The organism is Brachybacterium nesterenkovii, from assembly GCF_900163655.1.
GTDB classification, from domain to species: Bacteria; Actinomycetota; Actinomycetes; order Actinomycetales; family Dermabacteraceae; genus Brachybacterium; species Brachybacterium nesterenkovii.
On sequence record NZ_FWFG01000057.1, the window covers coordinates 1 to 24,243 of the forward strand.

Genomic DNA, 24,243 nt, shown 5'->3' on the forward strand with positions numbered 1-24,243 from the left:
CCGTACCGCCGAAGGGCGCACCCTCCGGGAGATCCGTCGCTGCCTCAAGCGCTACCTCGCCCGCGACATCTACCGCCGCCTCAACACCGCCGCTCAGAATGAGCTCACCGGCGCTTGACAGACATAGGAGATTCAACGGGCGACTCGAACACCTCCGCGGCTCCGCCCTCGGCTTCCGCAACCTCACCCACTACATCGCCAGGTCGCTGCTCGAAGCCGGAGGGTTCAGACCTCACCTACACCCTTGATTCCGAAGAGCCGCTTTTCCCCGCATTCTGTGATCTGCGAGCGGCGATGATTCCCGCGTGCTATCGTTCCGGTGCATCCGGGAATCCCGCATCCGCGCATTCCCTGCGCGGTGCATTCCCCGCGAGTTACCGCATCCACGATCCAGGAGTGATTCATCCATGGCACGCAAGACGTTCATCGAGCTGATCGACGATATCGACGGCTCGAAGGCCGCTGAGACGGTGACCTTCTCCCTCGACGGCGTCGGCTACGAGATCGACCTGAACTCCGAGAACGCGCAGAAGCTCCGCGACGAGCTGGGCACCTGGATCTCCACCGCCCGTCGCGTCTCCGGTCGCCGCACCTCCCGCTCGGCCTCGGCCTCGTCCTCCTCGGAGGAGACGGCCCGCATCCGCGCCTGGGCCCGCGAGAACGGCTACCAGGTCTCCGACCGCGGCCGCATCTCCGGCGAGATCCGCAAGGCCTACCAGGCGGCGCACTGACGCCGGGAGGCGTCCGCGCCTCCGCACCGACACCGCACGAGCCCTCCGCACCATTTCGGTGCGGAGGGCTCGTGGCGTTGCGGAGGGACGGGTCCGCTCTCAGAACCCGCGGATCGTCCAGGCGGCCTCGTGGCTCGCGCCCGGGGTCAGGCGCACCACATCCGTGCCGGTGCGGAAGGCGTCGGGCGGGCAGGTCATCGGCTCGACGGCCAGGCCCTGGCGGTCGTGCTCGGGCTCGGGGCGGTCGCCCGTGTGGACCTGCAGCCAGGGGCAGCGCTCGTCGAAGGAGATCTCCGCGCCCGTGCCCGACGGGGCCGTGACGCTCACGCGGGCGATGCCGTCGACGCGGGCGAGGTCGGTCACCGCGTGGTCGAGCCCGGCCTGCCCGATGCGGCAGCCGCCCGCGAAGTCCAGCAGCGAGCCCTCGGTGATCGCCGAGGTCCCCGTCGGCAGCAGACGGTCCGCCGTCACGTCGAGCACAGTGCGCGCCTCGAGGTCGAGGGTCCACTCGTCCAGGGGCTCGGGGCCCGCGACGAGGTAGGGGTGGGGGCAGACGCCGTAGGGGGCGTCCGCGATGCCGACGTTGTGCGCCGTCACCGTCGTGGTCAGCCCCGTCTCCGCGTCGAGCGCGTAGGCCACGTCGATGACGAGGTGGAACGGGTAGCCGGTGAGCGGGAACAGCTCGGTGCGCAGCGTGACCGCGTCCTCGGCGGGGGTGCCGACGGCCGTGAAGCGCTGGAACGAGACGAGGCCGTGGAGGGCGTTGCCGCGCTCGGGCTCGGTCAGGGCGGTCTGGTGCTCGACGCCGTCCCAGGTGTAGCGGCCGTCGCCGATCCGGTTGGGCCACGGCGCCACGATCGCGCCGCGGAAGAACAGCATCGGCCCGTCGAGAGGGCTCGACAGCAGCAGGTGCCGACCGTCGAGCTCGAGGCCGTCGAGCGCGGCCCCCACCTCGCAGACGCGCGCCGCGTAGCCGCCTGCGCGCAGCTCGTGGATGCGGCCGCGCGGGCCGGAGCCCGGGAGGGCGGGGGAGTCCTGCGTGCTGGTCATCATGCCTCCGTGCTGGCGGTGGTGTCGGCGGGTGGGGGGTCCTCGACGAGGATCACGTGCAGGCGTCGGGGCCCGTGCACGCCCTCGACGCGCTCGAGCTCGATGTCGCTCGTGGCGCTGGGGCCCGAGATCATGGTCCAGGCGGCCGTCGGATCGGCGGCCATCCGCTCAATCGCGCGCGGGACCCCGAGCGCCACCTGCTCGGCCTCGACGACCACGACGTGCAGGTCGGGGACGAGGCTCAGGACGCGGCGCCCGCCGAGCCCGTCGGCGCGCAGCACGATCGTGCCGGTCGCGGCGATCGCGGTGTGGCAGCCGGTCAGGACGGCGTCGATCCCGTCGAGCTCGCGCGGCCCCAGAGCGCCGTCGTCGCGGACGATCCGCTGCTCGATTCCCGCAGTCCATTCCCCCGGCAGCTCGGGCGGGACGACGAGGCTCGCGGCCTCCGCGAGCGCCGCGGCGATCGCCGCGGGCAGCTGCGCGCGCTCGGTGCGGGTCACGGCGGCCTCGTAGTCCTCGATGCGGCGCACGAGCATGTCGCGGACCTTCGCCGGATCGGTGGCGGTCTCGCTGCGGTCGTCGGCGCGCATGTACGCGCGCGGGACGTCGGCCTCCTCGGTGATGGCGTCCCGCCGAGGGACGGCCAGGGCGGCGCGGGCGCGCGCGAGGATCTCCTCCTTCGCGCTCATGCCGGGGGTGCGGACGGGCCGCTCGTCGTGATGCCAGGCGCGCCCCGCGGCACTGCTGCCGTGCCCGCTCATGCCGTGCCCTCCTCGTCGTGCTCGCCCTGCTCCTGCCCCCGGGCCTCGCCCTTCTCCCGGTCCTTCCACCACGAGCGGAAGGACTGGTGCGGGGTCGGCAGGTCCCGGTGATCGGTCCAGCCGGGGATCACCGGCAGCGCCGAGGGCAGGCGCCCGATGTTGCCCGAGCGCTTGACGCGCCCGGCCAGTCCCGCCGAGCGGACGGCCGTGTCGTAGAGCCGGGGCGAGGACATCAGACGGCTCATGCCCTGCATCGCCACGTCCCACGTCCCGTGGAACTGCCCGCGCGTCTCGCGGCGCTCGTCGACACCCTTGGCGCGCAGGTGCACGAGGATGCTCGGGATGTCGATCTTGACCGGGCACACGTCGTAGCACGCTCCGCACAGGCTCGAGGCGTAGGGGAGCGTCGCATTGGGGTCGTCGGGCCCGTGCATGCCGGTCATCTGCGGCGAGAGGATCGCGCCGATCGGCCCCGGGTACGTCGAGCCGTAGGCGTGGCCGCCCGCGCGCTCGTACACCGGGCACACGTTCAGGCAGGCCGAGCAGCGGATGCAGTGCAGCGCGCTGCGGCCCTCCGGATCCTCCAGCACCGCGGTGCGCCCGTTGTCCAGCAGCACGAGGTGGAACTCCTCGGGGCCGTCGCCCTCGTGGACGCCCGTGAACAGCGAGGTGTACGGGTTCATCCGCTCGCCGGTCGAGGAGCGCGGCAGGAGCTGCAGGAACACCTCGAGGTCCTGGAACGTGGGCACGATCTTCTCGATCCCGACCACCGAGATCAGGGTCTTCGGCAGCGTCAGGCACATGCGCCCGTTGCCCTCGGACTCGACGATCACGACGGTCCCGGTCTCGGCGACGGCGAAGTTGCCGCCCGAGATCGCGACGCCTCCGGTGAGGTCGAGGAACTGCTCGCGCAGGAAGCGCCGGGCGGCGCCCGCGAGCTCGGCGGGATCATCCGTGATGTCGGGAGAGAGGTCCGGCATCGCCGCCAGGAAGATCTCGCGGATCTCCGCGCGGTTGCGGTGGATCGCGGGCACCAGGATGTGGCTGGGCGTGTCCCCGGCCAGCTGCACGATCAGCTCGGCCAGATCCGACTCGATCGCCCGCACGCCCGCATGCGCGAGCGTCTCGTCCAGGCCGATCTCCTGGGTGGCCATCGACTTGATCTTCAGCACCTGCTCGGCGCCGCGCTCGAGGACCAGCGAGGTGACGATGTCCCCGGCCTCCTCGGCGTCGCGCGCCCAGTGGACCGTGCCGCCGGCCGCCTGCACGGAGGCCTCGAGCCGCTCGAGCATCTCGGGCAGGTGATCGGTCACCTGCCACTTGATCGCGCTGCCGGCATCGCGCAGCTTCTGCCAGTCGCGAACCTCGCGGACCGCGCCGGCGCGCTTGGCGCGGATCGTGCCGGTGGCATGCGCGAGGTTCGCGCGCAGGGTCGCATCCTGCGTCTCGCGGCGGGCGGCGGCGGGGAAGCCCTCGGCACCGCGCAGGCGCGAGGACGGGGAGGCGTGCTGGGGCCGGACCGACGGCATCCCCAGGTCGACGGGACGGGCGGTGCTCATGAGGCCCTCCCCATCATCACGTCGGACGGCACGAACGGCTCCTCCTTCGTCGAGGCCAGGATCTGCGCGAGATGGATCGGACGCGGTCGCGCCCCCGTCCGCGAGAGCTTCCCGCCGATGTTCATCAGGCAGGAGGCATCGCCCGCGACCACGTAGTCGGCGCCCGAGGCGACCACGTTGGCGGCCTTGTCCGTGACCATCGCGTCGCTCGTCGCGTCGTTCTTCACGCTGAAGGTGCCGCCGAAGCCGCAGCACGTGTCCGAGGACGGCAGGTTCACGACCTCGATGCCCTCGACCGCGCGCAGCAGCTTGAGCGGACGCGGCCCCACCTTGAGGAAGCGCATCGAATGGCACGTGGGGTGGTAGGTGACGGTGTGGGGGAAGTACGCGCCCACATCGGTCACCTTCAGCACGTCCACGAGCAGCTCGGAGAGCTCGTAGGTCTTGGCGGCGACGTGGCCCGCCCGCTCCTCGAGCTCGGCATCGTCCTCGTGGCGGGCGACGAGCGCGTGCTGCTCGCGCACGCAGCCGGCGCAGGACCCCGAGGGCATGACGATCGCGTCGATCCGATCGAGCTGCGGCTCGAAGGTGTCCACGAAGCTGCGCACCACGGGCGCGGCCTCGCGGTAGTAGCCGGTGTTCGTGTGCATCTGGCCGCAGCAGGTCTGGCGGGGGTCGTAGACGACCTCGTGGCCCAGGCGCTCGAGCAGGCGGACGGTGGAGGCGGCGACGTCCGGCGCCATGACGTCGACCAGGCAGGTGGTCATGAGCGAGATGCGCATCAGCGGACCAGCCCCAGGATGCCGGCGGTGCGGTCGAGGCTCGCGCGTGCGGTGTCCGGATCCTCGGACAGGCGCGTCCCGTAGGAGGGGATCATCGCGGCGATCCGCGGGCGCCAGGCGTCCATGCGGGAGCCGAACACGCGCTCGAGCATGCCCAGCATGATCTCGGTGGCCGTGGAGGCGCCGGGGGAGGCGCCGAGCATGCCGCCGATCGACCCGTCGGCCGCGGTGATGAGCTGGGTGCCGAACTGCAGCACGCCCACCTTCTTCGGGTCCGGGGCGATCACCTGCACGCGCTGGCCGGCGGTCACCAGCTCCCAGTCCTCCTCGCGGGCCGAGGGCATGTACTCCAGCAGCGAGGCGAAGCGCTTGGCCGGCGTGGCGGCGAGCTCGGAGACCAGGTAGGCCATGAGGTCGAGGTTCGGCGGTGCGACCGCGAGCATCTGGGCGAGGTTGCCCGGGCGCACGGACGCGGGCAGGTCCAGCCAGCTGCCGGTCTTGAGGAACTTCGGCGACCAGCCGGCATAGGGGCCGAACATGAGGGACCGGCGCCCGCCGATGAAGCGCGTGTCCAGGTGCGGCACGCTCATCGGGGGAGCGCCGACGCTCGCCTTGCCGTACACCTTCGCGTCGTGACGGGCGATGACCTCCTCGTTCGTGCAGCGCAGCCACTGCCCGGAGATCGGGAAGCCGCCGAAGCCGCGGATCTCGTCGATGCCGGAGGACTGCAGCAGGGGCAGCGAGGCGCCGCCCGCGCCGACGAACACGAACGGGGCCCGGACGGCGCGGCGCGCGCCGGTGCGCACGTCCTCGGCCATGACGCCCCACTGCTCGCCGAGACGGCGCAGGGACACGACCCGCTGCCCGCAGCTCACCGTCGTGCCGACGCCCTCGGCGTGGGCGAGCAGGCGCCGGGTGAGCTCGCCGAAGTCGACGTCGGTGCCGTCGGTCGAGCGCGTCGCCGCGATCGACTCGGTGACGGGGCGCTCGTCGGCCACGAGCGGGGCCCAGGCGGCCAGCTGCTCATGGGAGGTCGTGAACTCCATGCGCTCGAACAGGGGGTTGGCGACCAGGGCCTCGTGGCGGCGCCGCAGGTAGTCCGCATTGTCGGTGCCCTGCACGAAGCTCATGTGCGGGACGGCGTGGATGAAGCCCGCCGGGTCCCCGAGGGACCCCTGCTCGACCAGGTGGGCCCACAGCTGGCGGGAGACCTGGAACTGCTCGTTGATGGAGATCGCCTTGGCGGGGCTCACCGAGCCGTCGACGTCCTGGGGCGTGTAGTTGAGCTCGCACAGGGCGCTGTGCCCGGTGCCGGCGTTGTTCCAGCCGTCGGAGGACTCCTGGCCCACCGCGTCGAGCTTCTCGATCACCTCGATGCGCCAGCCCGGCTCGAGCTCGCTCAGCAGCGCCGCGAGGGTCGCGCTCGCGATGCCCCCTCCGATGAGCACCGCATCCGCGCGGGTGACGTCCACCGTCTGGTCAGGCATGGCTCTCCTGTTCCTCCGAACGCTTCCGGGAGATCGCGTACCCGAGGAGCCTAGCCCGCCCGGGGCTCTGCCCGCGGCGAACAGGGTCCCGAACCGTCGGAGGGCCCGCGTAGTCTCGACGCATCCACCAACGCCAGCTCGGGAGAGACATGTTCGAACGCTTCACCGACCGCGCCCGCCGCGTCGTCGTCCTCGCTCAGGACGAGGCCCGCCTGCTGAACCACAACTACATCGGCACCGAGCACATCCTGCTGGGCCTGATCCACGAGGCCGAGGGCGTCGGCGCCAAGGCGCTCGAGGCGCTCGGCGTGACCCTCGAGGCCGCCCGCGAGCAGGTGCGCGACATCATCGGCGAGGGCAACCAGGCCCCCACCGGCCACATCCCCTTCACGCCGCGTGCGAAGAAGGTGCTCGAGCTGTCCCTGCGCGAGGCGCTGCAGCTGGGCCACAACTACATCGGCACCGAGCACATCCTGCTGGGCCTGCTGCGCGAGGGCGAGGGCACGGCCGTCAAGGTCCTGACCCGTCTGAACGCCGAGCCGAGCGCGGTGCGCCAGGAGGTCATCGAGCGCCTCTCCGGCTACCAGGGCAAGGAGCCGGCGACGGCCGGCGGCCCCGCCGAGGGCCAGCCCGCGGGCTCGCTCGTCCTCGACCAGTTCGGTCGCAACCTCACCCAGGCGGCGCGCGAGGGCCAGCTCGATCCCGTGATCGGCCGCGAGAAGGAGGCCGAGCGCGTGATGCAGGTGCTCAGCCGCCGCACCAAGAACAACCCGGTCCTCATCGGCGAGCCCGGCGTCGGCAAGAGCGCCGTCGTCGAGGGCCTCGCGCAGTCGATCGTCGCGGGCGACGTCCCCGAGACGCTCAAGGACAAGCAGCTGTACACGCTGGACCTCGGCTCCCTCGTGGCGGGCTCGCGCTACCGCGGCGACTTCGAGGAGCGCCTGAAGAAGGTGCTCAAGGAGATCAGGACGCGCGGCGACATCATCCTGTTCATCGACGAGATCCACACCCTCGTCGGGGCGGGCGCCGCCGAGGGCGCGATCGACGCCGCGAGCATCCTCAAGCCGATGCTCGCCCGCGGCGAGCTGCAGACCATCGGCGCGACCACGCTCGAGGAGTACCGCAAGCACATCGAGAAGGACGCCGCGCTCGAGCGCCGCTTCCAGCCGATCCAGGTCGACGAGCCCTCGATCGCCCTGACCGTCGAGATCCTCAAGGGCCTGCGGGACGCCTATGAGGCCCACCACAAGGTCACGATCACCGACGGCGCCCTGGTGGCCGCCGCGAACCTCGCCGACCGCTACGTCAACGACCGCTTCCTCCCGGACAAGGCGATCGACCTCATCGACGAGGCGGGCGCGCGCCTGCGCATCCGCCGCCTCACCGCGCCGCCGGAGCTCAAGGAGTTCAGCGCCCGCATCGAGGAGGTCCGCAAGGAGAAGGAGTCGGCCATCGACGGCCAGGACTTCGAGAAGGCCGCCTCCCTCCGCGACCGCGAGAAGACCCTGACCGAGGAGCGCGACGCCAAGGAGAAGGCGTGGCGCGAGGGTGATTCCGACGCCGTCACGATCGTCTCCGAGGAGACCATCGCCGAGGTCCTTGCGGCCTCGACGGGCATCCCGATCGTCAAGCTCACCGAGGAGGAGTCCTCGCGGCTGCTCCACATGGAGGACGAGCTCCACAAGCGCGTCATCGGCCAGGACGAGGCCATCAAGGCGCTGTCCCAGGCCATCCGCCGCACCCGCGCCGGCCTCAAGGACCCCAAGCGCCCCGGCGGGTCGTTCATCTTCGCCGGCCCCACGGGCGTCGGCAAGACCGAGCTCGCCAAGGCCCTGGCGGAGTTCCTCTTCGGCGACGAGGAGGCCCTGATCCAGCTGGACATGTCGGAGTTCGGGGAGAAGCACACCGCCTCGCGCCTGTTCGGCTCGCCCCCCGGGTACGTCGGCTACGACGAGGGCGGCCAGCTCACCGAGAAGGTGCGCCGCAAGCCGTTCTCCGTCGTGCTGTTCGACGAGGTCGAGAAGGCCCACGTCGACATCTTCAACTCGCTCCTGCAGATCCTCGAGGACGGCCGCCTGACCGACTCGCAGGGCCGCGTCGTGGACTTCAAGAACACGGTCATCATCATGACCACCAACCTGGGCACCCGCGACATCGCCAAGGGCGTGCAGGTGGGCTTCCAGGCCGGCGGCGATCTCGCCACCGACTACGAGCGCATGAAGGCCAAGGTCCACGAGGAGCTCAAGCAGCACTTCCGGCCCGAGTTCCTCAACCGCGTCGACGACGTGGTGGTGTTCCCGCAGCTCAGCCAGGCCGAGATCGTCCAGATCGTCGACCTCATGGTGGGCAAGCTCGACAAGCGCCTGGCGGAGCAGAGCATGACGCTCGAGCTCACGCCGGCCGCGAAGGCCCTGCTCGCCGAGAAGGGCTACGATCCGGTGCTCGGCGCGCGCCCGCTGCGTCGCACCATCCAGCGCGACATCGAGGACGCCCTCAGCGAGAAGATCCTCTTCGGCCAGGTCCACGGCGGGGACGACATCATCGTCGACGCCCGTGGCGAGGGGATCCTCGGCGAGTTCGTCTTCAGCCGCAGGGGCGAGGACGGCTCGACGCAGCCGATCTCCGACGAGGTCGACGTCGAGTCGATCACCCGGGCCCGCACCGAGGAGCTCGCGCACCCGGACGCCCAGGAGGACTCCGAGGGCCCCGAGCGCGTGACGCCCGAGGCCTCGCCCGCCCCCGGGGACCAGGTCGGCGGCGCCGCGGACGCGGGGGAGCCCCCGCGCACCGGCACCGACCAGGCCTGATCCCGGGCCGCGGAGGCAGGAGAGGTGCAGGGCCTCGCCGACTGGATCACCAGCATCTCCGATGACTGGTGGGTCCACCTCGTCGTGCTCGTCCTCTCGTGCCTCGACGGTTTCTTCCCGACCGTCCCCAGCGAGTCCGTCCTGGTCTCGCTGGGGTCGCTCTGGTCCTCCTCCGGGCACCCGAACGTCGTGCTGCTCATCCTCGCCGGCTGGGCGGGGGCGTGCGCGGGCGACAACCTCGCCTACCTGATCGGCCGCCGCGTCGGCTGGCAGCGCTTCCGGTACTTCCGGGAGGGCAAGGGGCATCGGGCCGTGCTCGCCGCGGACCGGGGCCTGCGGCGCCGCGCGCTGCTGTTCCTCATGACCGCCCGCTACATCCCCTTCGGGCGCACGGCCGTGAACCTCGTGTCCGGTGCGGTGCGCTACCCGCACCGCAAGTTCCTGCACCGCGACCTGCTGTCGACGGGCACGTGGGCCGTCTACTCCGTGGGGATCGGCGCGCTCGCCGGGCAGTGGTTCGAGCACAATCACCTGCTGGGCGTGGGCGTGGCCCTCGTCGTCGCGGTCGTGCTGTCCCTCGTGGTCGAGCGCGTCGTCAACGCGGTCCACGCCCGGCTGGACCGTCGGGCTGATGCCCGCGAGGCGGCGCGTGCGGATGCCCGCGAGACGGCCGGGGCTGAGACCGCGGGCTCTCGCGCCGCCACGATCCAGGACACGGTCCCGGACGTGGCGCGCGCTCCCTATCCCGCGCCCGCATCCGGCACGCACCGCGCCCCCGACACCGATCACGATCCCGAGCAGGAGACGAGCCCCGTCGCATGACCATCTCGATCCGTCCCGCCCTCCCCGCCGATGTGCGGGCGATCGACGCCCTCGTGCAGCCGCTCGCCCACGAGCAGATCCTGCTGGGCAAGGACCTCGTCGCCTACTTCGAGGCGATCCAGGAGTTCATCGTCGCGATCGATGAGGAGACCGGCGAGCTGGTGGGCTGCGGCGCGCTGCATGTGATGTGGGAGGACCTCGCGGAGGTCCGCACGCTCGCGACCCGGCAGGATCAGCGCGGCACGGGGCTCGGGCACCGCCTGCTCGTGACGCTGCTCGACCGCGCTCGCGCCCTGGGACTGTCCCGCGTGTTCTGCCTGACCTTCGAGACCCGTTTCTTCGAGCGTCACGGCTTCACCGAGATGGCTCCCGACGGCATCGACCCGGAGCTCTATATGGAGCTGCTGCGGTCCCCGGACACGGGTGTGGCCGAGTTCCTGGACCTCGCGCGGGTCAAGCCCAACACCCTGGGCAACACGCGCATGATCCTGCAGCTGGAGCCTTCTGCGGGCTGAGCGCCCTCCCGATCCCCGCGCGACGGCATCAGGGCAGGTCGACGCTCCCGTCGTCGCGGACGACCGCGAGGCCGTCGGCCACCAGGGAGACGAGACAGCGCTCCACGCGCGGCGCATCCGCGGGGTCGAGGAGCAGCAGCTCGTCGCGGGGCGCCGGGCCGCCCGTGCGCAGACGGGCCATGATCCTCCCGCGCATCTGGCGGTCGGTTCCCTCGAACGCCTGGACCTTCCGCGGACGGCCTGCATGCTCGGGGCGACCGAGCGCGAGGAAGCGGCATCCGTGCCGGGCGAGCGGGCACTGTTCGCAGCGCGGGCTCCGCGCCGTGCAGACGAGCGCCCCGAGCTCCATCACCGCCTGGTTCCAGCGCACGCTGCGCGCGGTGGGCTCCGGGACGCACGACGCGACGAGCGAGCGCTCGGCCGACGTGTACGACGCGGCGGGGAAGCGCGCCCCGGTGAGGGCCCGCACGATGACGCGACGGATATTGGTGTCGGCCACGACGGTCCGCCGACCGAAGGCGAAGGCCCCGATCGCCGCGGCCGTGTACTCGCCGATGCCCGGGAGAGCCCGCAGCGCCACCGGATCGGAGGGCACCTTCCCGTCGTGGAGATCCCGGATGCTGCGCGCGCACTCCTGCAGGCGCAGCGCCCGGCGCGGGTAGCCCAGACGGTCCCAGGCGCGCAGGACGTCGGCGGGGGCGGCGTCGGCGAGATCCGCGGGGGCAGGCCAGCGCTCCATCCACGCGATCCAGCGCGGGAGCACCCGGACCACCGGGGTCTGCTGGAGCATGATCTCCGAGACCAGCACGCCCCAGGGGGATATGCCGGCCTGGCGCCAGGGGAGGTCCCGCGCGTTCTCCTCGTACCAGGCGAGCACGGCGTCGATCGCTTCGCCCGAGAGCGCCGCATCGCGCTGGCTCGTCGCGCGCTCGGTCGTCGCGCGCTCGGTCGTCGTGCGCTGTGCCGTCGTGCTCTGCGCCGTCGTGCTCTGGGCTGCCATGCGCGGCGCCGTCGCGTGCTGTGCCGTGGTGCGCGCGGGCGATGGGCGAGGGGGAGGGGTCACGGACGTCGAGGGTACCGTCGCGGCGGATCATGCAGCGCGCGGCGGCCGGCCCGGCGGGATCAACGACCACGCACAGCATCATCGACCGCGCACCGCATCGTCGACCACGTGCATCGACCATGCAGAACGGGGGCGGAGCCTGGTGGCTTCGCCCCCGTCGGGGTGCATCGGCGAGGCCCGCTCGGGGCCGCTCAGCGTGCGTACTGGATCAGAGGGTGTTCTGATCGCGATCGATGACCACGCCCTCGCGCTTGGCGAGCAGGTCGCGGATCTCGCCGAGCAGGACGACATCCTCGGGGGCCGCCTCCTCCTCGTCGTCATCGGTGATGCCGCGGCGACGGCGGTCGAGCGCGCGGGCCTTGTTCACCGGGAGCACGAAGACGAAGTACACGACGAGCGCGGTGATGAGGAAGGCGATGATCGCGGAGATCAGGGCGCCGAAGTCCATGGTGGTGGCCTCGTTGCCCTTGACGAGCTCGAAGGCGAAGCCCTTCACGTTCGTGCCGCCGGCGACGGCGACGACGGGCTGGATCAGGTTGTCGACGACGGCCTTGATCAGCGCGGTGAACGCGCCGCCGATGACGACGCCGACCGCGAGGTCGAGGACGTTGCCCTTCATGATGAAGTCCTTGAAGCCCTTCATGGGTTCCTCCTGGGGGAAAGGTAGGTGCGGATGCCTCGTGGAGGCTCTCTTCAACCTAGCCGACGGGCACGGCGACGACCCATCCCTCCCGTGTGGCGTGGGCGATAGCCGGAGCGTCCTCCCGCTCCACCGCCACGACGATCACGGTGCTCGCGCTCCCGCCCGCGCCCGCGCCCGATGTCTCCGGAAATGCTCTCTCTCCTGCGGTTTCGTCGATCTCGACCGCGGTCGCCCCGATCGTCCGCGGCGTCGCGGCATCGGTGCCCGGCACGACCAGGTCGATGCGCGATCCCGGTGTGAGGTGTCGCACGAGTGCGGTGTCGACCGGGATCGCCAGGAGGGCCTGATCGGCGCTCAGGGCGACGGCTCCGTCGCGGAGCTGCGTAGAGGTCAGGGCACTGCCCTCGGGCAGCGGCGCCGCGAGACGGCGGCCCACGGCCTCCTCGTCCGAGGCGAGGGCCCGGACAGGGAGCAGCACGGCGGGAACATCCACCATCCGCAGATCCCCCTCGACGAGCTCGTGGCCCGTCGGCAGGTCGCGGGCGGCGACGACGACGGGCGCGGTGCGGGCCTCGGCCGGGGCGAGGGAGGGGAGGAGCGCCATGGCGGCGAGGAGCAGGGCGAGCATCGCCAGCGCCCGACGACGGCGGCGGAGCGCGCGGCGGATCCCGGCCAGGCCGGGGCGGGCGGAACGGGCAGGGGCGGGGCGACGGTGCATGAGCGCGACGCTAGGCACCGACGGCGGTGATCGCGAGCAGCGAGCCTCCGGATGTGGAGAGACGCCGACGGTGGAGGAAACGCGAGGAGCGCGTCCTCGCCGTCGCCGCAATGGCGCTGTCACCGAGATGACGCCGTCACCAGATGACTCCGTCGCTGAGAAGACGCCGTCACCGCGGTGACGTGTCGGCGATGGTCAGGCGGCGCTCGGGCCCGCGGACGTGCTCGAGGAGGCCGAGCTGCTCGACGAGGTGCCCGCCGAGCCGCTGGACGCGCCCGTCGATGTCGGCGTCGATCCCGCAGCGGTCGCAGGGGCTGCGCCCTCGCTCGTGCCGCCCGTCTGCGGCGTCGCGGCGGCGGGCTCGGAGGCCGTCGTGCCCGATGCGGTCGCGCCGGTGCCGGAGCGGGAGTCGGTCTTGTAGAAGCCGGAGCCCTTGAACACGATCCCCACCGAGTTGAACACCTTGCGCAGGGTCTCCTGGCCGCAGGCGGGGCAGGTGGTCAGGGCGTCGTCGGAGAAGCTCTGGTGCTGCTCGAAGCCGTGGCCGCAGCTCTTGCAGGCATAGACGTACGTGGGCATGGATGATCCTCCGGGTCGCGGGTGGCGGAGCGCCCGTCGAGGGACGGGGCGGGCTCGGACACCGGGGAAGAGCATACCGCCGCGGGGCGTGCGATCAGGCCTCGAGCAGGAGCAGTCCGTCGGCGGTGAGCACGCCGTCGACGGGCTCGTCGTGCGCCTCCCGCACCAGGGCGCCGGGCTCGAGCAGCTCGACGGGGTGCACGACGGCGACGACGGGGGTTCCGGGTCGGCGGTGGGGGAGCGCCCGGTCGTAGTAGCCGCCCCCGTGGCCCAGGCGAGTGCCGTCGCGGTCCACGGCCAGCGCCGGGGCGAGGACCAGGTCCGCGCGCGACAGTGCATCGGCGCCTGCGCGCTCGCCGCGCGGCTCGTCTCCGAAGCCTCGTCCGGTGGAGGGCTCGGCGCCCTCGCGCTCGTCGCCGTCGATCCAGTCGAGCATCTCGCCACCGGAGGCCGCGGGGAACAGCACGTGCAGCGCCGCGCCCTCGGTCTCGACCATCTCGCGGACGAGCGCGACCACGGCCAGCACATCCGGCTCGGACGGGGAGGGCCAGAACGCGCTGATGGTCACCGAGCCAGCCTCGCGCGCGATCTCCCGCAGACGCGGGAGGAGCGGCGCTGCGGCGTCGCGCAGGCCGTCTGCGCCGCGGTCCTCGGTGCCGGCGAGCGCTGCGGAGCGCGCGGCACGGATCCGTCGCCGCAGCTCCTTCTTGGCGCTCACGGGATCGGTGCTCACGGGATCGGTGCCCGCAGAATCGGTGCTCGCGGGATCGACATCCACGGGCCCCGGAGCGGGATCACGGGGCGCGGCTGCGGCGTCGGGGGAGGGCGGGGGCGTCGTCGCGTCGTCCATGCGGTCATGCTGGCACGGGCGCGACTACCATGCACCCCATGTCTGCCACCTGGCCGGTGGTCCTGCGCGACCGCGAGCTCGAGCTGCGTCCGCTGCGACGCTCGGACCGGCGCGCCTTCGAGCGCCTGCGCGCGGTGGACGCCGACTGGCTGAGCCCCTGGGACGCCTCGGACCCGGACCCGCGCCGACGCCGCCCGTCGTTCCCGGCGATGCGCCGCTGGATGGAGGACGCGGCGCGGCGAGGCATGATGCTCCCGTTCGCGATCACGGTCGATGAGCGCCTCATCGGACAGGTCACCGCGGGGCCCATCCAGTACGGCTCCGCGTCGACGGCGACCCTCGGCTACTGGGTTTCCCGCTCGCACGCGGGAAGGGGCCTCGCCCCGCGCGCCGTCGCCCTCGTGATCGACCACTGCTTCGCCGAGCTCGGCCTGCACCGCGTCCAGATCGACGTGCGCCCCGAGAACGCCGCGAGCCTGCGCGTGGTCGAGAAGCTGCACCTGCGCGATGAGGGGCTCCGGCGCGGCCTGATCCACGTCGACGGCGCGTGGCGCGATCACCGCAGCTTCGCGCTCACCGCGGAGGAGGTCCGCGGCGACGCGAGAGGGGCGGGCGTGCTCGCGCGCCTGCGGGCCGAGACCGAGGGCTGATTCGGCCAGAACGCGGCCAGACCCTGCAAGACCGAGGCATGACGCGGCCAGACCGAGGCCTGAGCAGGTGCAGGTGCCGGCCCGGCGCTCCCCGGGGCGGCGGGGATCACCCGCTGATCCGCTCCCGCGGGCGCGTCGCGACCAGGGGAATCACATCGGTGTCATTAGAATGGTCGCGTGGAGACGATCAACCTCGGCGCCGTGCTGTTCGCACTGCTGCTTCTCGTGTGGCTGCTGTACGCCGTGCCGCGCATCGCCGAGCGCCGCGACCTCATGGGCCATGCCCGCGCGGTCGATCTGTCCCGCGACTCCCGGGCCGCCCGTGACCTCACGGACGCGGCCCACCACCGCCGTCGAGACCCCGAGGTGCACGCCGCCATGCCCGAGAACCGTCTGCTGACGCGCCCCGTCGACCCGACCCGGCGCCCGCGCTTCGAGGAGCCCGCGCGCATCGACGTCGAGACCGCGGCTCCGGCCGGGCCCGGGCGCCGCGTCCGCGCCGTCCTGCTCGCCGGCCTCGTCGCGCTGACCGCCCTGGCCGTCGTCCTGGCCGTCATCGGCGCCGTCGCCTGGTACGTGCCGCTGGTGCCGGTCGCGATCCTCGCCGGGTACGTCGCCCTGCTGCGCCGGGCCGAGCTCTCGCGCCGCGAGCGCCTCCGCCAGGAGGTCTCCGCCCGTCGCCGCGCCCTCGCCGGGGCGCGCTCCGCCGGGGGCTCCGCCGCGTCGGCCGGCGCGACCGAGGCCGAGCAGTGCGAGTCCGAGGCGCCGTCGGCGGCCCCCGCACCCGCTCCGCGCCCGGGGGAGTGGACCCCGCGCCCCGTCCCGCGCCCCGCCTACTCCCTGCGCGGCGATGTGGACGATCTCGACACCCGCCACGCGGCCCACCGCGCGAGCGTGCTGGGCACGAGCGTCCCCCTCGAGAACGAGGGCGTCGAGGAGCAGGAGGCCGCGCGCGAGCGCGTCGAGTCCCTGCCCGTCGCCGCCGATCTCGGGCTCGACGAGATCCTCGCCCGTCGCCGCGGGGCCTGACGCCCCCGGCCGTCCACCGGGCACCGAGACCATGACCACCGGCGAGCGCGTCGCCCGCTACGAGGCGGCGCTCGCCTCGGCGCGCATCGCGGAGCGTCCGGTCGCCGTCTGCGACCTCGACGCCTTCGACGCCAACGCGGACGACCTCTTCCGCCGCGCGTCCGGCGTGCCCGTCCGCGTCGCCTCGAAGTCCCTGCGGGTCCGCGCGCTCCTCGAGCGCGCCCTCGCCCGTCCCGGCTTCCGCGGCGTCCTGGCCTACACCCTCGCCGAGGCCCTGTGGCTGTGCGAGGGCGGGATCGACGACATCCTCGTCGCCTACCCCACCGTCGACCGCGACGCCCTGGCGCGTCTGGCCCGCGACGAGCGGGCCCGCGAGCAGATCGCGATCATGGTCGACGAGACCGCCCAGCTCGACCTCGTCGAGGACGCCGTGCGCGCGGCTCTGCCCCGCGGTGCGTCGATCCGCACCGTGCTCGAGCTCGACGCCGCCTATGCGCCGCTGCGCCGCCTGCGCTTCGGCGCCCTGCGGTCCCCGGTCGCCGACGCCCCCGCCGCCGTCGCCCTCGCCCGCGAGATCGCGCGCCGCCCCGCCCTGCGCCTCATCGGCCTCATGGCCTACGAGGGGCAGATCGCCGGTGTCGGCGACGGGGCCCGCGGCCCGTACGGGCTCGCGGTCCGCACGATGCAGGCGCTGTCCGCGCGGGAGCTGGCCGAGCGGCGGGCCGCGGTCGTCGCGGCCGTCCGCTAGGTGGCGGAGCTCGAGCTGGTCAACGCCGGCGGCACCGGCTCGGTCGAGCGCAGCGCCGGCGAGGAGGCGGTCACGGAGATCGCGGCGGGGTCGGGCCTGATCGGCCCCGCGCTCTTCGACGGCTACCGGGCCTTCTCCCCGCAGCCCGCCCTGTGGCTGGGCTTTCCCGTCGTGCGCCGCCCGGGCCCCGGCGTCGCGGCGCTGCTGGGCGGCGGGTGGATCGCCTCCGGCGTCCCCGGGCGCGACCGTCTGCCCGTGATCGCGCATCCCGCCGGGCTCGCCTACGCGCCGCAGGAGGCCGCCGGCGAGGTCCAGACGCCCGTGCTCGGGCCCGCCGCCGATGCGCTGCGCGTCGGCTCCACCGTGTGGCTGCGCCCGGCCAAGGCCGGGGAGAGCGCCGAGCACGCCCCCGTCTACCGTCTCGTCGCCGGCGACCGCGTGGTGGACGAGGCGCCCACCTACCGCGGCGAGGGCCGCTTCTTCCTCTGAGTCGTCCGCTGAGTGCCCAGCCACCAGGAGCCCGCCATGCCCGTCGGCTCCCGTCTCGCCCCTCACCTCACCGCCGCCGCTCGGCGCCTGCGCGCTCTGGCGCCCTCGGCGCCCGAGAGCCCTGCCGGGCAGGTGGGGGCGACCAACTGGAGCGGATCGGTCGCCTTCGGCCACGAGCACCTGGCGGCGCCCACGAGCGAGGAGGAGATCGTCCGCGCCCTCGCACTCGCACGGCGCCGCGGGCAGGGGATGCGGGTGATCGGCGGCGGGCACTCCTTCTCGCCGCTCGTCGCCACCGGCTGCACGCTCCTGTCGCTGGACCGCTATCAGGGCCTGGTCCGCGTCGATCCCGCGAGCGGGCTGGTGACCCTGCGCGGCGGCACCCGCCTGCACGCCATCGCGCCGTTGCTGGCCGCGCACGTCCTCATGCTCGAGACGATGGGCGACATCGACCACCAGTCGATCGCCGGGGCCATTCAGACCGGGACCCACGGCACCGGGCGCGCCTTCACCGGGTTCGCGGGGACCGTGCGCGGACTGCGCATCGCCCTGGCCGACGGCAGCGTGCTGGACGTCGACGCCGAGCGGGACGCGGACCTGTTCCAGGCCGCGCGGCTGGGGCTCGGGGCCTTCGGCGTGATCTGCGAGGTCACGCTGCAGACGGTCCCCGCCTACCGGCTCGCGATGGTCGAGACCACCGAGCCGATAGACGACGTCGCCGCGGGCTTCGTCCGCACGAGCGCACAGCACGACCATCAGGAGTTCTTCTGGTTCCCGGGGACGGCGCGCGCGACGGTCCGCACGAGCACCCGCGTGGGAGCCGACGCGCCCGTCGTGCGCGTGCCGCGCCCGCTCGAGCTGCGGCAGACCGAGGTGCTCGGCAACGGCGCCTTCGGGGCGCTGTGCCGGGCCGCCGCCGCGGTCCCCGCGCTGTCCGGGCCCGTCGCCGAGATCGCCTCGAGGGGCTTCACCGGACCCGCCGTGACCGACGACGCCCCGCGCGTGTACGTCGCCCCGCGGCGCGTCCGCTTCCACGAGTCCGAATGGGCCATCCCCGCCGAGCGCTTCGCGGAGGCCTTCGACGCCCTGCGCCGCCGCCTGGCCGCCGATCGCGTGCGCGTCACGTTCCCGTTGGAGATCCGCCGCATCGGAGCCGACGACGTGTGGCTGTCGACCGCCTACGGGCGCGACACCGTCTACATCGCCGCCCACCGCTACCGCGCCGAGGACCCGGCCTCGTACCTGCGGCTGTTCCAGGAGGTGCTCGCGCCCTTCGCGGCCCGCCCGCACTGGGGAAAGCAGCACGGCCTCACAGCCGCGCAGCTGCGGCCGCTGTACCCGCGCTTCGACGACGCCCGCGCCGTCCGCGACCAGGCCGACCCCGACGGCCTGTTCCTCACCCCGTATCTGCGCGATCTGCTGGGACCGGCCCGGGCGGGCGCGACCCCGGTCTAGGGTGGAGGAATGACCACGGATCCGCGTCGCACCGCGCTCGCCGCCACCAGCTCGCTCGCCCTGGCCGCCTCGCTCGCGGCCTGCGGCGGAGGGGCCTCCGGCGGGACGTCTTCGGCATCGGGCGGCGGCTCGGACGCCGGCGGCCAGGAGACGACGCTGACGGTCTTCGCCGCCGCCTCGCTCACCGACGTGTACGAGGACATCAACGCCGAGTTCGAGAAGGCGCACCCGGGGGTGAAGATCGTCATGACCAACGGCGGCTCCAACGACCTCGTCACCCAGATCTCCCAGGGCGCCCCCGCGGACGTGCTCGCGACCGCGGACACGAAGAACATGGACAAGGCCGTCGAGCAGCAGCTCATCAGCGGCGAGCCCACGCCGTTCGCCACCAACGAGCTGACCATCGCCGTGCAGCCGGGCAACCCGAAGCAGATCGACGCCCTGAGCGATCTGTCGAACACCGACCTGAAGGTCGTCGAGTGCGCCTCCGAGGTCCCCTGCGGCACCGTCACCGACAAGGTCTACGAGAAGGCCGGCGTGACGGTGAAGCCGGTCTCGGAGGAGAACTCCGTGACCGACGTGCTGGGCAAGGTCACCTCCGGCAACGCCGATGCGGGCCTGGTCTACACCACCGATGTGTTGCGCTCCGGCGGCAAGGCCGAGGCCGTCGTGATCCCCGAGGCCGAGGAGTTCAGGTCCACCTACCCGATCGCGGTGGTCAAGGACTCGAAGAACGCTGATCTCGCCCAGGAGTACGTCTCCTTCATGGTCTCTGCGCCCGCGCAGAAGGACCTGCAGGACGCAGGCTTCGGCGCCGCGTGACCGCTCCCGCCGCACCCCGCGGACACCCGGGCCCGCCGCACACGGCGCGCTCGGGCGTCGGCGTGCCGCAGCCCGTCCCGATCCTGGCGCTCGCGGCCCTGGCGGCATGCGCCGTGCTGCTGCCGCTCGCGGCGATCCTCCTTGCCGTCCCCTGGAGCCAGGCCGGTGCGCTGCTGACGGAGCAGGCCTCGCTCACCGCGCTGCGGCTGTCGCTGCTGACGGCCGGCATCTCCGCGATGATCTGCCTGGCGCTGGGACTACCCCTGGCCCTCGTCTTGACCCGCACCGGCTTCCCGGGCCGCTCCCTGCTGCGCGCCGTGATCCTGGTGCCGCTGGTCCTGCCGCCCGTCGTCAGCGGCCTCGCGCTGCTCATGACGGTGGGGCGGCGCGGCATCCTCGGGCCGCTGCTGGAGCAGGCCGGCATCCAGGTCGTCTTCACCCCTGCCGCCGTGGTCCTCGCGCAGGTGTTCGTCTCCCTGCCCTTCACCGTGCTGACCCTCGAGGGCGCGCTGACCGCCCTCGGCACCGATGCCGAGCGCGTCGCCGCGACCCTCGGGGCGAGCCCCGCGACCGTCCTGGCGCGCATCACCCTGCCGCGCCTGGCCCCGGCCCTGCTGACCGGGACGATCCTCGCCTTCGCCCGGTCGCTGGGCGAGTTCGGCGCCACCCTCACCGTCGCCGGCTCCCTCGAGGGCAGCACGCGCACCCTGCCGCTGCTGATCTACCTGGCGCGCGAGTCCGATGTCGGCTCGGCCGCGGTGCTCTCGCTGCTGCTGATCGTCGTGGCGCTCGGCGTCGTGCTCTTCGCCTACGCCCGACGGCCCGGCGGAGCCGATGGCGGCCGGGGGGAGCGATGAGCGGCGCCGTCCTCGACATCGACATCGCCGTGCCGCGCCGCGATGTGCACCTGCGTCTGCGCCCGGCGCCAGGGCGGACCACCGCGGTCATCGGCCCCAACGGGGCGGGCAAGTCCACGCTGCTGGGCGCGATCGGCGGGGTCGTCGGGGCGCGGGGCTCCATCGCCGTCGACGAGCGCGAGCTGCTCGCCCTCCCGGTGCATCGCCGCCGCGTCGGCTTCCTCCAGCAGCGCCCCGGGCTCTTCGACCACATGAGCGTCCGCGCCAACGTCGCCTTCGGGCTGCGCGCCACCGGCACCGCACGCCGCGAGGCCGATGCGCGGGCGACGGAGATCCTCGAGCGCCTGGACCTCGCGCACCTGGCCGAACGGAAGCCCCGGGCGCTGTCCGGCGGGCAGGCCCAGCGCGTGGCGATCGCCCGCGCCCTGGCGACCGACCCCGCGCTCATGCTCCTCGACGAGCCCTTCGCGGCGCTCGACGCGGATGCCGCGAGCCGGTTGCGGACGGTCCTGTCCGAGGCCCTAGCCGAGCGCACCGCGCTGCTCGTCACCCACGACCTCCTCGACGTCCTCGCGCTCGCCGATGACGTCGCCGTCCTCGAGAGCGGACGCCTCGCAGCGATCGGCCCCCGCGCCCAGATCCTGTCACGGCCCCCGACCGCGTTCGCCGCGCACCTCGTGGGGAAGTCCCTCGTCGCAGGCCGCCTCGAGGGCGACTGCGTGGTCGCCGGGGACCTGCGCGTGCCCGGCGTCGTCGAGGGCGATCTGCGCGAGGGTGCGGAGGCGTGCGCGCTCATCGACCCTGCGCGGGCGCGCCTGGTCGGGCCCGGGGCCGCCGGGCCGCTGGGCGCCGGCGAGGTGCAGGTGGAGGTCGAGAGCGTGGGCCGCCTCGGCGCCGGCGTGGTGGTGCGCGGCAGCGGCCTGGCCGTGCTGCTGGGCGCCTCGGATGCTCTGGGCGCGCTGCCGGCCGCGGGGGAGCGGATCACGGTGCGCCTCGACCCGGCGAGCACCCCGATCTACGCTGGAGGCCATGGCCATGACCAGCGCACACCGTCCTGACGATCAGCAGCCGAGCACGTTCGATCCCGCCGCCCTGCTGGAGGCCGCGCGCGTCGCGGCCCGGGCCGCGGCCGAGTACATCCGGGGCCTCGACCGCTCGCGGATCGGTCGCGAGGACAAGACGAGCGCCCACGACATCGTCACCATCCACGACCGCGCCTGCGAGGAGATCATCGTCTCCTCCCTGCGCGAGCAGGTGCCCGGATGCCGGATCGTCGGCGAGGAGGGCGGCGAGCGCGAGGGGCAGACCTCCGATGTTGCGCAGCAGGTCACCTTCTTCGTCGACCCCATCGACGGGACCTCGAACTTCGCGGCCGGCATGCCCCTGTTCTGCGTCTCGATCGGCGCGGCGATCGGCGAGGAGCTCGTCGCGGGCGTGATCGACCTGCCCGTGCTGGGCCAGGTCTTCACCGCCGGGCCCGCCGGGGCGCGCCTGAACGGCGAGGCGCTCGCGCCCCGCGCGACGAAGGCGGCCCGCGACGCGCTCGTCCTCACGAACTACCCGGGGGTGCGGGCCCTGGGGGAGGACCAGGAGGGTGCGCTCGCCGACCTGTTGCGCCTGACGGACGAGCTCGGCTCGGTGCGGTCGCTCGGCAGCGCCGCGATCGAGCTGGCGTGGGTCGCGTCGGGCTGGGCCGATGCGACGGCCCTGCCGAGTATCCACTCCTGGGACATCGCCGCCGGTTTCCTGCTGGTGCGCCAGGCGGGCGGGTCCATCCGCACCTGGCCGGGGACCGGACCGGCCGAGGCGCCCGACCATGAGCGCCCCGCCTACGTCGCCTGCACGGGGGCAGAGCGGATCGCCGTTCTCGACGAGGTCTTCGAGGGGATCCAGCACCGTCGGGAGGCACGGGCCTGAGCACCCCGGGCAGGCACCCGCGAGGCGCGGATGTGATCTGCGCCAGATGCCCGCTCCCGGTTTCTGGCCCGGCCCTGGGCGGTGCTATCGTGGCCGGGTTGCCGCGGCGAGTCCGCGGCGCGGGGCTATAGCTCAGTTGGTAGAGCGCTTCGTTCGCAATGAAGAGGTCAGGGGTTCGAATCCCCTTAGCTCCACGTAAGATGAGAAAATCGAAACTTGCCCCGCCTGATGGCGGGGCAGTTTTGTTTCTGCGGTGACGTGGGCCGGGGCATCGATGCTGGTGTGTGCGAGGACGTTGGCGGTGGTCTGCTCGGGGGTGTAGGTGGCGTTCTCTTCGTCGTCGATGGTGATGCGGGCGAACAGGGCGCGGTTGAGGATGCGTCGTTCCGCTGGTTCGCACTTGTTGTAGAGCTCGTTGAGGTCGACCAGGAGTTCGGTGAGCTGGGGGTTATAGGCCAGATTGTGTGTATGGGGTGGGCGTGTCATCGGTGGGATCTGCCGGCCCAGCCGTGTTGGAGGCCGTTGCCGTCTTCCCAGGAGAAGCTGGTCCCGTAGGCGGGCCCGGGGTCGGGCTCGGGTGTGACCTGCGGTCGGGTTCGCGGTGGGTTCCAGTGCTCAGGGAGGGCAAGCGTCCAGGGATTGCGTGGGTTCGCTGTCATCGAGTCGAGCAGCCAGTCGACCGCGGTCCGGGCGTGGTGCGCGGGCATTCCCCGGTGTTGCCGTAAGAGGTGCTTGACCATGTTGTTGGGTCCGCCTTCCAACGGCGACGTCGTCCGCGGCCACGGGGCCTGGCCGGGGCCGGGCAGTTCAAGGTGGGGAAACAGGTTGTCGTGGCGGATCAGGCCGCGGAACAGGGTCCGCGTCGCGCGGAGCTCGCGGTGGGTGTACCACCATGCCCGGTCCAGGGTCACTCCAGAGGGACGCGCAGTCGCGGTGGTGGCTTAGGTGCGGTGGCGTAGGAACTCGTCCCAGCGGGCCTCCCAGGTGCCGTACTCACCCATCCATGCCGCGGCCTGATCCAGAGAGTGAACGTTCATCAACGCCCTGGTCAGGGCCAGGACCTGGCGTCCGGCATCGAGGCGGGGCTGCAGGGTGGTGTGGCGTCGGACGGTCTGGAAGATATGGAAGTAGCAGCGCTGGACCCGGGCAGCGGGCCAGTGCTCACGGGCGGCCGCGTGCAGACCGCTGCCGCCGTCCATGACCAGCATCCGCGGGGCGGGCCAGCGCGTGAGGATCTGGGCCCAGGCGATCTTCTTCTCGGTATCGCACCACTGCCAGTCCAGGACATGGCGACCGTCGTAAGCGATCAGCACGCACCAGTCCTGCAGGTAGGTGCCATCGAGCATGACCACGTCATGGATCTGCCCGGTCGGGACCGGTGGGGGCACGGGGACGCGCCAGCACCACTGCGTCTGTCGGCGGAAGGAACGAGCGCTGCCGGCGAGCTTGGCGGGGTCCTCGCCCTTCAGGAGCCACGCGAAGAACCACTCCAGCTGGGCCCGGCGGGTGATGTCAGGGCGTGACTGCACCTGAGAAGACCCGCATGACCTGCATCTCCAGCGGGTACGGCCCGAACTCGTGGTGCCGTTCTTGACCAGGGCCTGACCGCATACACCACACGCAGACCGATTACGGGGAAGGGACACCGAACATGCTTCCAGAGCATGTCCAACCCGCGATTACCCCAGGTCAGACACCAGAATCACGCTCGCCTGCACACACATCCTGGCCAATAACCCTGAGCTGGTCCAAGCCTGTTCGGGCCTCGGCGTAGGTGTCGGTGAGGTTGTCGAGCCGGGTGGTGTGAATCGCCTGTAAGTGTTCGTGGTGGGCCAGGGCTGGCGCCGGCACCCGGGGCGTGTCAGATGGTCTGTGTAAGCCGTACCGAGAGGAACGGTAAGAATCATGA

Annotated in this window: 24 protein-coding genes, 1 tRNA gene and 2 pseudogenes; 16 read left to right on the top strand and 11 right to left on the bottom strand. The window is 72.7% G+C overall.

What is annotated here, in order from left to right; genetic code table 11:
* Positions 1-118, top strand: a pseudogene (locus FM110_RS13760) (IS110 family transposase); the annotation flags it as partial.
* Between the two features lie 289 nt (positions 119-407).
* Positions 408-731, top strand: coding sequence for a histone-like nucleoid-structuring protein Lsr2 (locus FM110_RS06335; RefSeq protein WP_087103713.1), 324 nt, complete (start codon positions 408-410; stop codon positions 729-731).
* Positions 732-830: 99 nt separating this feature from the next.
* Here the strand turns inward: FM110_RS06335 and FM110_RS06340 are convergent, their stop codons facing one another.
* From FM110_RS06340 to FM110_RS06360, 5 genes are read right to left on the bottom strand one after another with little or no spacing between them, the layout of a single operon-like run.
* On the bottom strand, positions 831-1,781 hold the full coding sequence (locus FM110_RS06340; protein ID WP_159457996.1) for an aldose 1-epimerase family protein: 951 nt from the start codon (positions 1,779-1,781) through the stop codon (positions 831-833).
* A complete protein-coding gene (locus FM110_RS06345; RefSeq protein WP_234991971.1) occupies positions 1,781-2,542 on the bottom strand; it encodes a LutC/YkgG family protein in 762 nt (253 codons plus the stop codon). The genes FM110_RS06340 and FM110_RS06345 overlap by 1 nt, the downstream gene beginning before the upstream one ends.
* Positions 2,539-4,101 carry a lactate utilization protein B gene (locus FM110_RS06350; RefSeq protein WP_087103716.1) on the bottom strand — a complete coding sequence of 521 codons (1,563 nt, stop codon included), beginning with the start codon at positions 4,099-4,101 and terminating at the stop codon, positions 2,539-2,541. The genes FM110_RS06345 and FM110_RS06350 overlap by 4 nt, the downstream gene beginning before the upstream one ends.
* Positions 4,098-4,883: a (Fe-S)-binding protein gene (locus tag FM110_RS06355; protein ID WP_087103718.1), complete on the bottom strand. Its 786-nt coding sequence runs from the start codon at positions 4,881-4,883 to the stop codon at positions 4,098-4,100. Before FM110_RS06355 ends, FM110_RS06350 begins: the two co-directional genes overlap by 4 nt.
* Complete coding sequence (locus FM110_RS06360) at positions 4,883-6,370, bottom strand: malate:quinone oxidoreductase (RefSeq protein ID WP_087103720.1); 1,488 nt, start codon at positions 6,368-6,370, stop codon at positions 4,883-4,885. Before FM110_RS06360 ends, FM110_RS06355 begins: the two co-directional genes overlap by 1 nt.
* Positions 6,371-6,519: 149 nt before the next feature.
* Between FM110_RS06360 and FM110_RS06365 the strand changes: the two genes are divergently transcribed.
* From FM110_RS06365 to FM110_RS06375, 3 genes are read left to right on the top strand one after another with little or no spacing between them, the layout of a single operon-like run.
* Positions 6,520-9,177, top strand: coding sequence for an ATP-dependent Clp protease ATP-binding subunit (locus tag FM110_RS06365; protein WP_087103721.1), 2,658 nt, complete (start codon positions 6,520-6,522; stop codon positions 9,175-9,177).
* Between the two features lie 24 nt (positions 9,178-9,201).
* Positions 9,202-9,999 carry a DedA family protein gene (locus tag FM110_RS06370; protein WP_087103723.1) on the top strand — a complete coding sequence of 266 codons (798 nt, stop codon included), beginning with the start codon at positions 9,202-9,204 and terminating at the stop codon, positions 9,997-9,999.
* Positions 9,996-10,514 (top strand): amino-acid N-acetyltransferase, encoded by a 519-nt coding sequence (locus tag FM110_RS06375; protein ID WP_087103725.1) that lies wholly within the window; start codon positions 9,996-9,998, stop codon positions 10,512-10,514. The genes FM110_RS06370 and FM110_RS06375 overlap by 4 nt, the downstream gene beginning before the upstream one ends.
* Before the next feature lie 28 nt (positions 10,515-10,542).
* Here FM110_RS06375 and FM110_RS06380 read toward each other — a convergent pair whose 3' ends face one another.
* From FM110_RS06380 to FM110_RS06400, 5 genes are all read right to left on the bottom strand, one after another.
* The gene (locus FM110_RS06380; RefSeq protein WP_087103727.1) at positions 10,543-11,514 is read right to left on the bottom strand and encodes an HhH-GPD family protein; all 972 of its coding nucleotides are present in this window, start codon (positions 11,512-11,514) and stop codon (positions 10,543-10,545) included.
* Between the two features lie 271 nt (positions 11,515-11,785).
* Positions 11,786-12,220 carry a large conductance mechanosensitive channel protein MscL gene (gene mscL, locus FM110_RS06385; protein ID WP_087103729.1) on the bottom strand — a complete coding sequence of 145 codons (435 nt, stop codon included), beginning with the start codon at positions 12,218-12,220 and terminating at the stop codon, positions 11,786-11,788.
* Between the two features lie 55 nt (positions 12,221-12,275).
* Complete coding sequence (locus FM110_RS06390) at positions 12,276-12,938, bottom strand: SAF domain-containing protein (RefSeq protein WP_087103731.1); 663 nt, start codon at positions 12,936-12,938, stop codon at positions 12,276-12,278.
* Between the two features lie 195 nt (positions 12,939-13,133).
* Positions 13,134-13,517: an FmdB family zinc ribbon protein gene (locus tag FM110_RS06395; RefSeq protein ID WP_087103733.1), complete on the bottom strand. Its 384-nt coding sequence runs from the start codon at positions 13,515-13,517 to the stop codon at positions 13,134-13,136.
* Between the two features lie 94 nt (positions 13,518-13,611).
* Positions 13,612-14,367 carry a 5-formyltetrahydrofolate cyclo-ligase gene (locus FM110_RS06400; RefSeq protein WP_087103735.1) on the bottom strand — a complete coding sequence of 252 codons (756 nt, stop codon included), beginning with the start codon at positions 14,365-14,367 and terminating at the stop codon, positions 13,612-13,614.
* A 38-nt stretch (positions 14,368-14,405) separates the two neighbouring features.
* Between FM110_RS06400 and FM110_RS06405 the strand changes: the two genes are divergently transcribed.
* The 11 genes from FM110_RS06405 (at position 14,406) to FM110_RS14265 (ending at position 22,889) form a co-directional block, all read left to right on the top strand.
* Positions 14,406-15,017, top strand: coding sequence for a GNAT family N-acetyltransferase (locus tag FM110_RS06405; RefSeq protein WP_087103737.1), 612 nt, complete (start codon positions 14,406-14,408; stop codon positions 15,015-15,017).
* Positions 15,018-15,194: 177 nt separating this feature from the next.
* Entirely contained in the window at positions 15,195-16,046 is an 852-nt protein-coding gene (locus tag FM110_RS06410; RefSeq protein ID WP_087103739.1) for a hypothetical protein, read from the top strand.
* A 31-nt stretch (positions 16,047-16,077) separates the two neighbouring features.
* Positions 16,078-16,794, top strand: a complete 717-nt coding sequence (locus tag FM110_RS14815; RefSeq protein ID WP_327230500.1) for an alanine racemase — start codon at positions 16,078-16,080, stop codon at positions 16,792-16,794.
* Positions 16,795-17,283, top strand: coding sequence for a type III PLP-dependent enzyme domain-containing protein (locus tag FM110_RS14820; protein ID WP_327230501.1), 489 nt, complete (start codon positions 16,795-16,797; stop codon positions 17,281-17,283).
* A 36-nt stretch (positions 17,284-17,319) separates the two neighbouring features.
* Positions 17,320-18,738 carry a D-arabinono-1,4-lactone oxidase gene (locus tag FM110_RS06420; RefSeq protein ID WP_087103740.1) on the top strand — a complete coding sequence of 473 codons (1,419 nt, stop codon included), beginning with the start codon at positions 17,320-17,322 and terminating at the stop codon, positions 18,736-18,738.
* A gap of 9 nt (positions 18,739-18,747) precedes the next feature.
* Positions 18,748-19,560, top strand: coding sequence for a molybdate ABC transporter substrate-binding protein (modA, locus tag FM110_RS06425; protein WP_087103742.1), 813 nt, complete (start codon positions 18,748-18,750; stop codon positions 19,558-19,560).
* On the top strand, positions 19,557-20,417 hold the full coding sequence (locus tag FM110_RS06430; RefSeq protein WP_087103744.1) for an ABC transporter permease: 861 nt from the start codon (positions 19,557-19,559) through the stop codon (positions 20,415-20,417). The genes modA and FM110_RS06430 overlap by 4 nt, the downstream gene beginning before the upstream one ends.
* The gene (locus FM110_RS06435) at positions 20,414-21,475 is read left to right on the top strand and encodes an ABC transporter ATP-binding protein (RefSeq protein ID WP_087103746.1); all 1,062 of its coding nucleotides are present in this window, start codon (positions 20,414-20,416) and stop codon (positions 21,473-21,475) included. Before FM110_RS06430 ends, FM110_RS06435 begins: the two co-directional genes overlap by 4 nt.
* A complete protein-coding gene (locus FM110_RS06440) occupies positions 21,453-22,334 on the top strand; it encodes an inositol monophosphatase family protein (RefSeq protein ID WP_087103748.1) in 882 nt (293 codons plus the stop codon). Before FM110_RS06435 ends, FM110_RS06440 begins: the two co-directional genes overlap by 23 nt.
* Before the next feature lie 121 nt (positions 22,335-22,455).
* Positions 22,456-22,528, top strand: a tRNA-Ala gene (locus FM110_RS06445).
* A 22-nt stretch (positions 22,529-22,550) separates the two neighbouring features.
* Positions 22,551-22,889: a hypothetical protein gene (locus tag FM110_RS14265; protein WP_200810186.1), complete on the top strand. Its 339-nt coding sequence runs from the start codon at positions 22,551-22,553 to the stop codon at positions 22,887-22,889.
* On the opposite strand, the pseudogene FM110_RS06455 reads toward FM110_RS14265, so the two are convergent.
* Positions 22,817-23,980 (bottom strand): annotated as a pseudogene (locus FM110_RS06455) (IS1249 family transposase). The gene FM110_RS14265 and the pseudogene FM110_RS06455 overlap by 73 nt on opposite strands.
* Positions 23,981-24,243: the final 263 nt, after the last annotated feature.

Coding starts and splice junctions, on each gene's coding strand:
- mscL (WP_087103729.1), bottom strand. CDS start 12,220: ATGAAGGGCTTCAAGGACTTCATCATGAAGGGCAACGTCCTCGACCTC.
- FM110_RS06365 (WP_087103721.1), top strand. CDS start 6,520: ATGTTCGAACGCTTCACCGACCGCGCCCGCCGCGTCGTCGTCCTCGCT.
- FM110_RS06395 (WP_087103733.1), bottom strand. CDS start 13,517: ATGCCCACGTACGTCTATGCCTGCAAGAGCTGCGGCCACGGCTTCGAG.
- modA (WP_087103742.1), top strand. CDS start 18,748: ATGACCACGGATCCGCGTCGCACCGCGCTCGCCGCCACCAGCTCGCTC.
- FM110_RS06345 (WP_234991971.1), bottom strand. CDS start 2,542: ATGAGCGGGCACGGCAGCAGTGCCGCGGGGCGCGCCTGGCATCACGAC.
- FM110_RS06360 (WP_087103720.1), bottom strand. CDS start 6,370: ATGCCTGACCAGACGGTGGACGTCACCCGCGCGGATGCGGTGCTCATC.
- FM110_RS06340 (WP_159457996.1), bottom strand. CDS start 1,781: ATGACCAGCACGCAGGACTCCCCCGCCCTCCCGGGCTCCGGCCCGCGC.
- FM110_RS06390 (WP_087103731.1), bottom strand. CDS start 12,938: ATGCACCGTCGCCCCGCCCCTGCCCGTTCCGCCCGCCCCGGCCTGGCC.
- FM110_RS06420 (WP_087103740.1), top strand. CDS start 17,320: ATGCCCGTCGGCTCCCGTCTCGCCCCTCACCTCACCGCCGCCGCTCGG.
- FM110_RS06380 (WP_087103727.1), bottom strand. CDS start 11,514: ATGGCAGCCCAGAGCACGACGGCGCAGAGCACGACGGCACAGCGCACG.
- FM110_RS06405 (WP_087103737.1), top strand. CDS start 14,406: ATGTCTGCCACCTGGCCGGTGGTCCTGCGCGACCGCGAGCTCGAGCTG.
- FM110_RS06400 (WP_087103735.1), bottom strand. CDS start 14,367: ATGGACGACGCGACGACGCCCCCGCCCTCCCCCGACGCCGCAGCCGCG.
- FM110_RS06350 (WP_087103716.1), bottom strand. CDS start 4,101: ATGAGCACCGCCCGTCCCGTCGACCTGGGGATGCCGTCGGTCCGGCCC.
- FM110_RS06355 (WP_087103718.1), bottom strand. CDS start 4,883: ATGCGCATCTCGCTCATGACCACCTGCCTGGTCGACGTCATGGCGCCG.
- FM110_RS06335 (WP_087103713.1), top strand. CDS start 408: ATGGCACGCAAGACGTTCATCGAGCTGATCGACGATATCGACGGCTCG.
- FM110_RS06440 (WP_087103748.1), top strand. CDS start 21,453: ATGACCAGCGCACACCGTCCTGACGATCAGCAGCCGAGCACGTTCGAT.
- FM110_RS14815 (WP_327230500.1), top strand. CDS start 16,078: ATGACCACCGGCGAGCGCGTCGCCCGCTACGAGGCGGCGCTCGCCTCG.
- FM110_RS06375 (WP_087103725.1), top strand. CDS start 9,996: ATGACCATCTCGATCCGTCCCGCCCTCCCCGCCGATGTGCGGGCGATC.
- FM110_RS06435 (WP_087103746.1), top strand. CDS start 20,414: ATGAGCGGCGCCGTCCTCGACATCGACATCGCCGTGCCGCGCCGCGAT.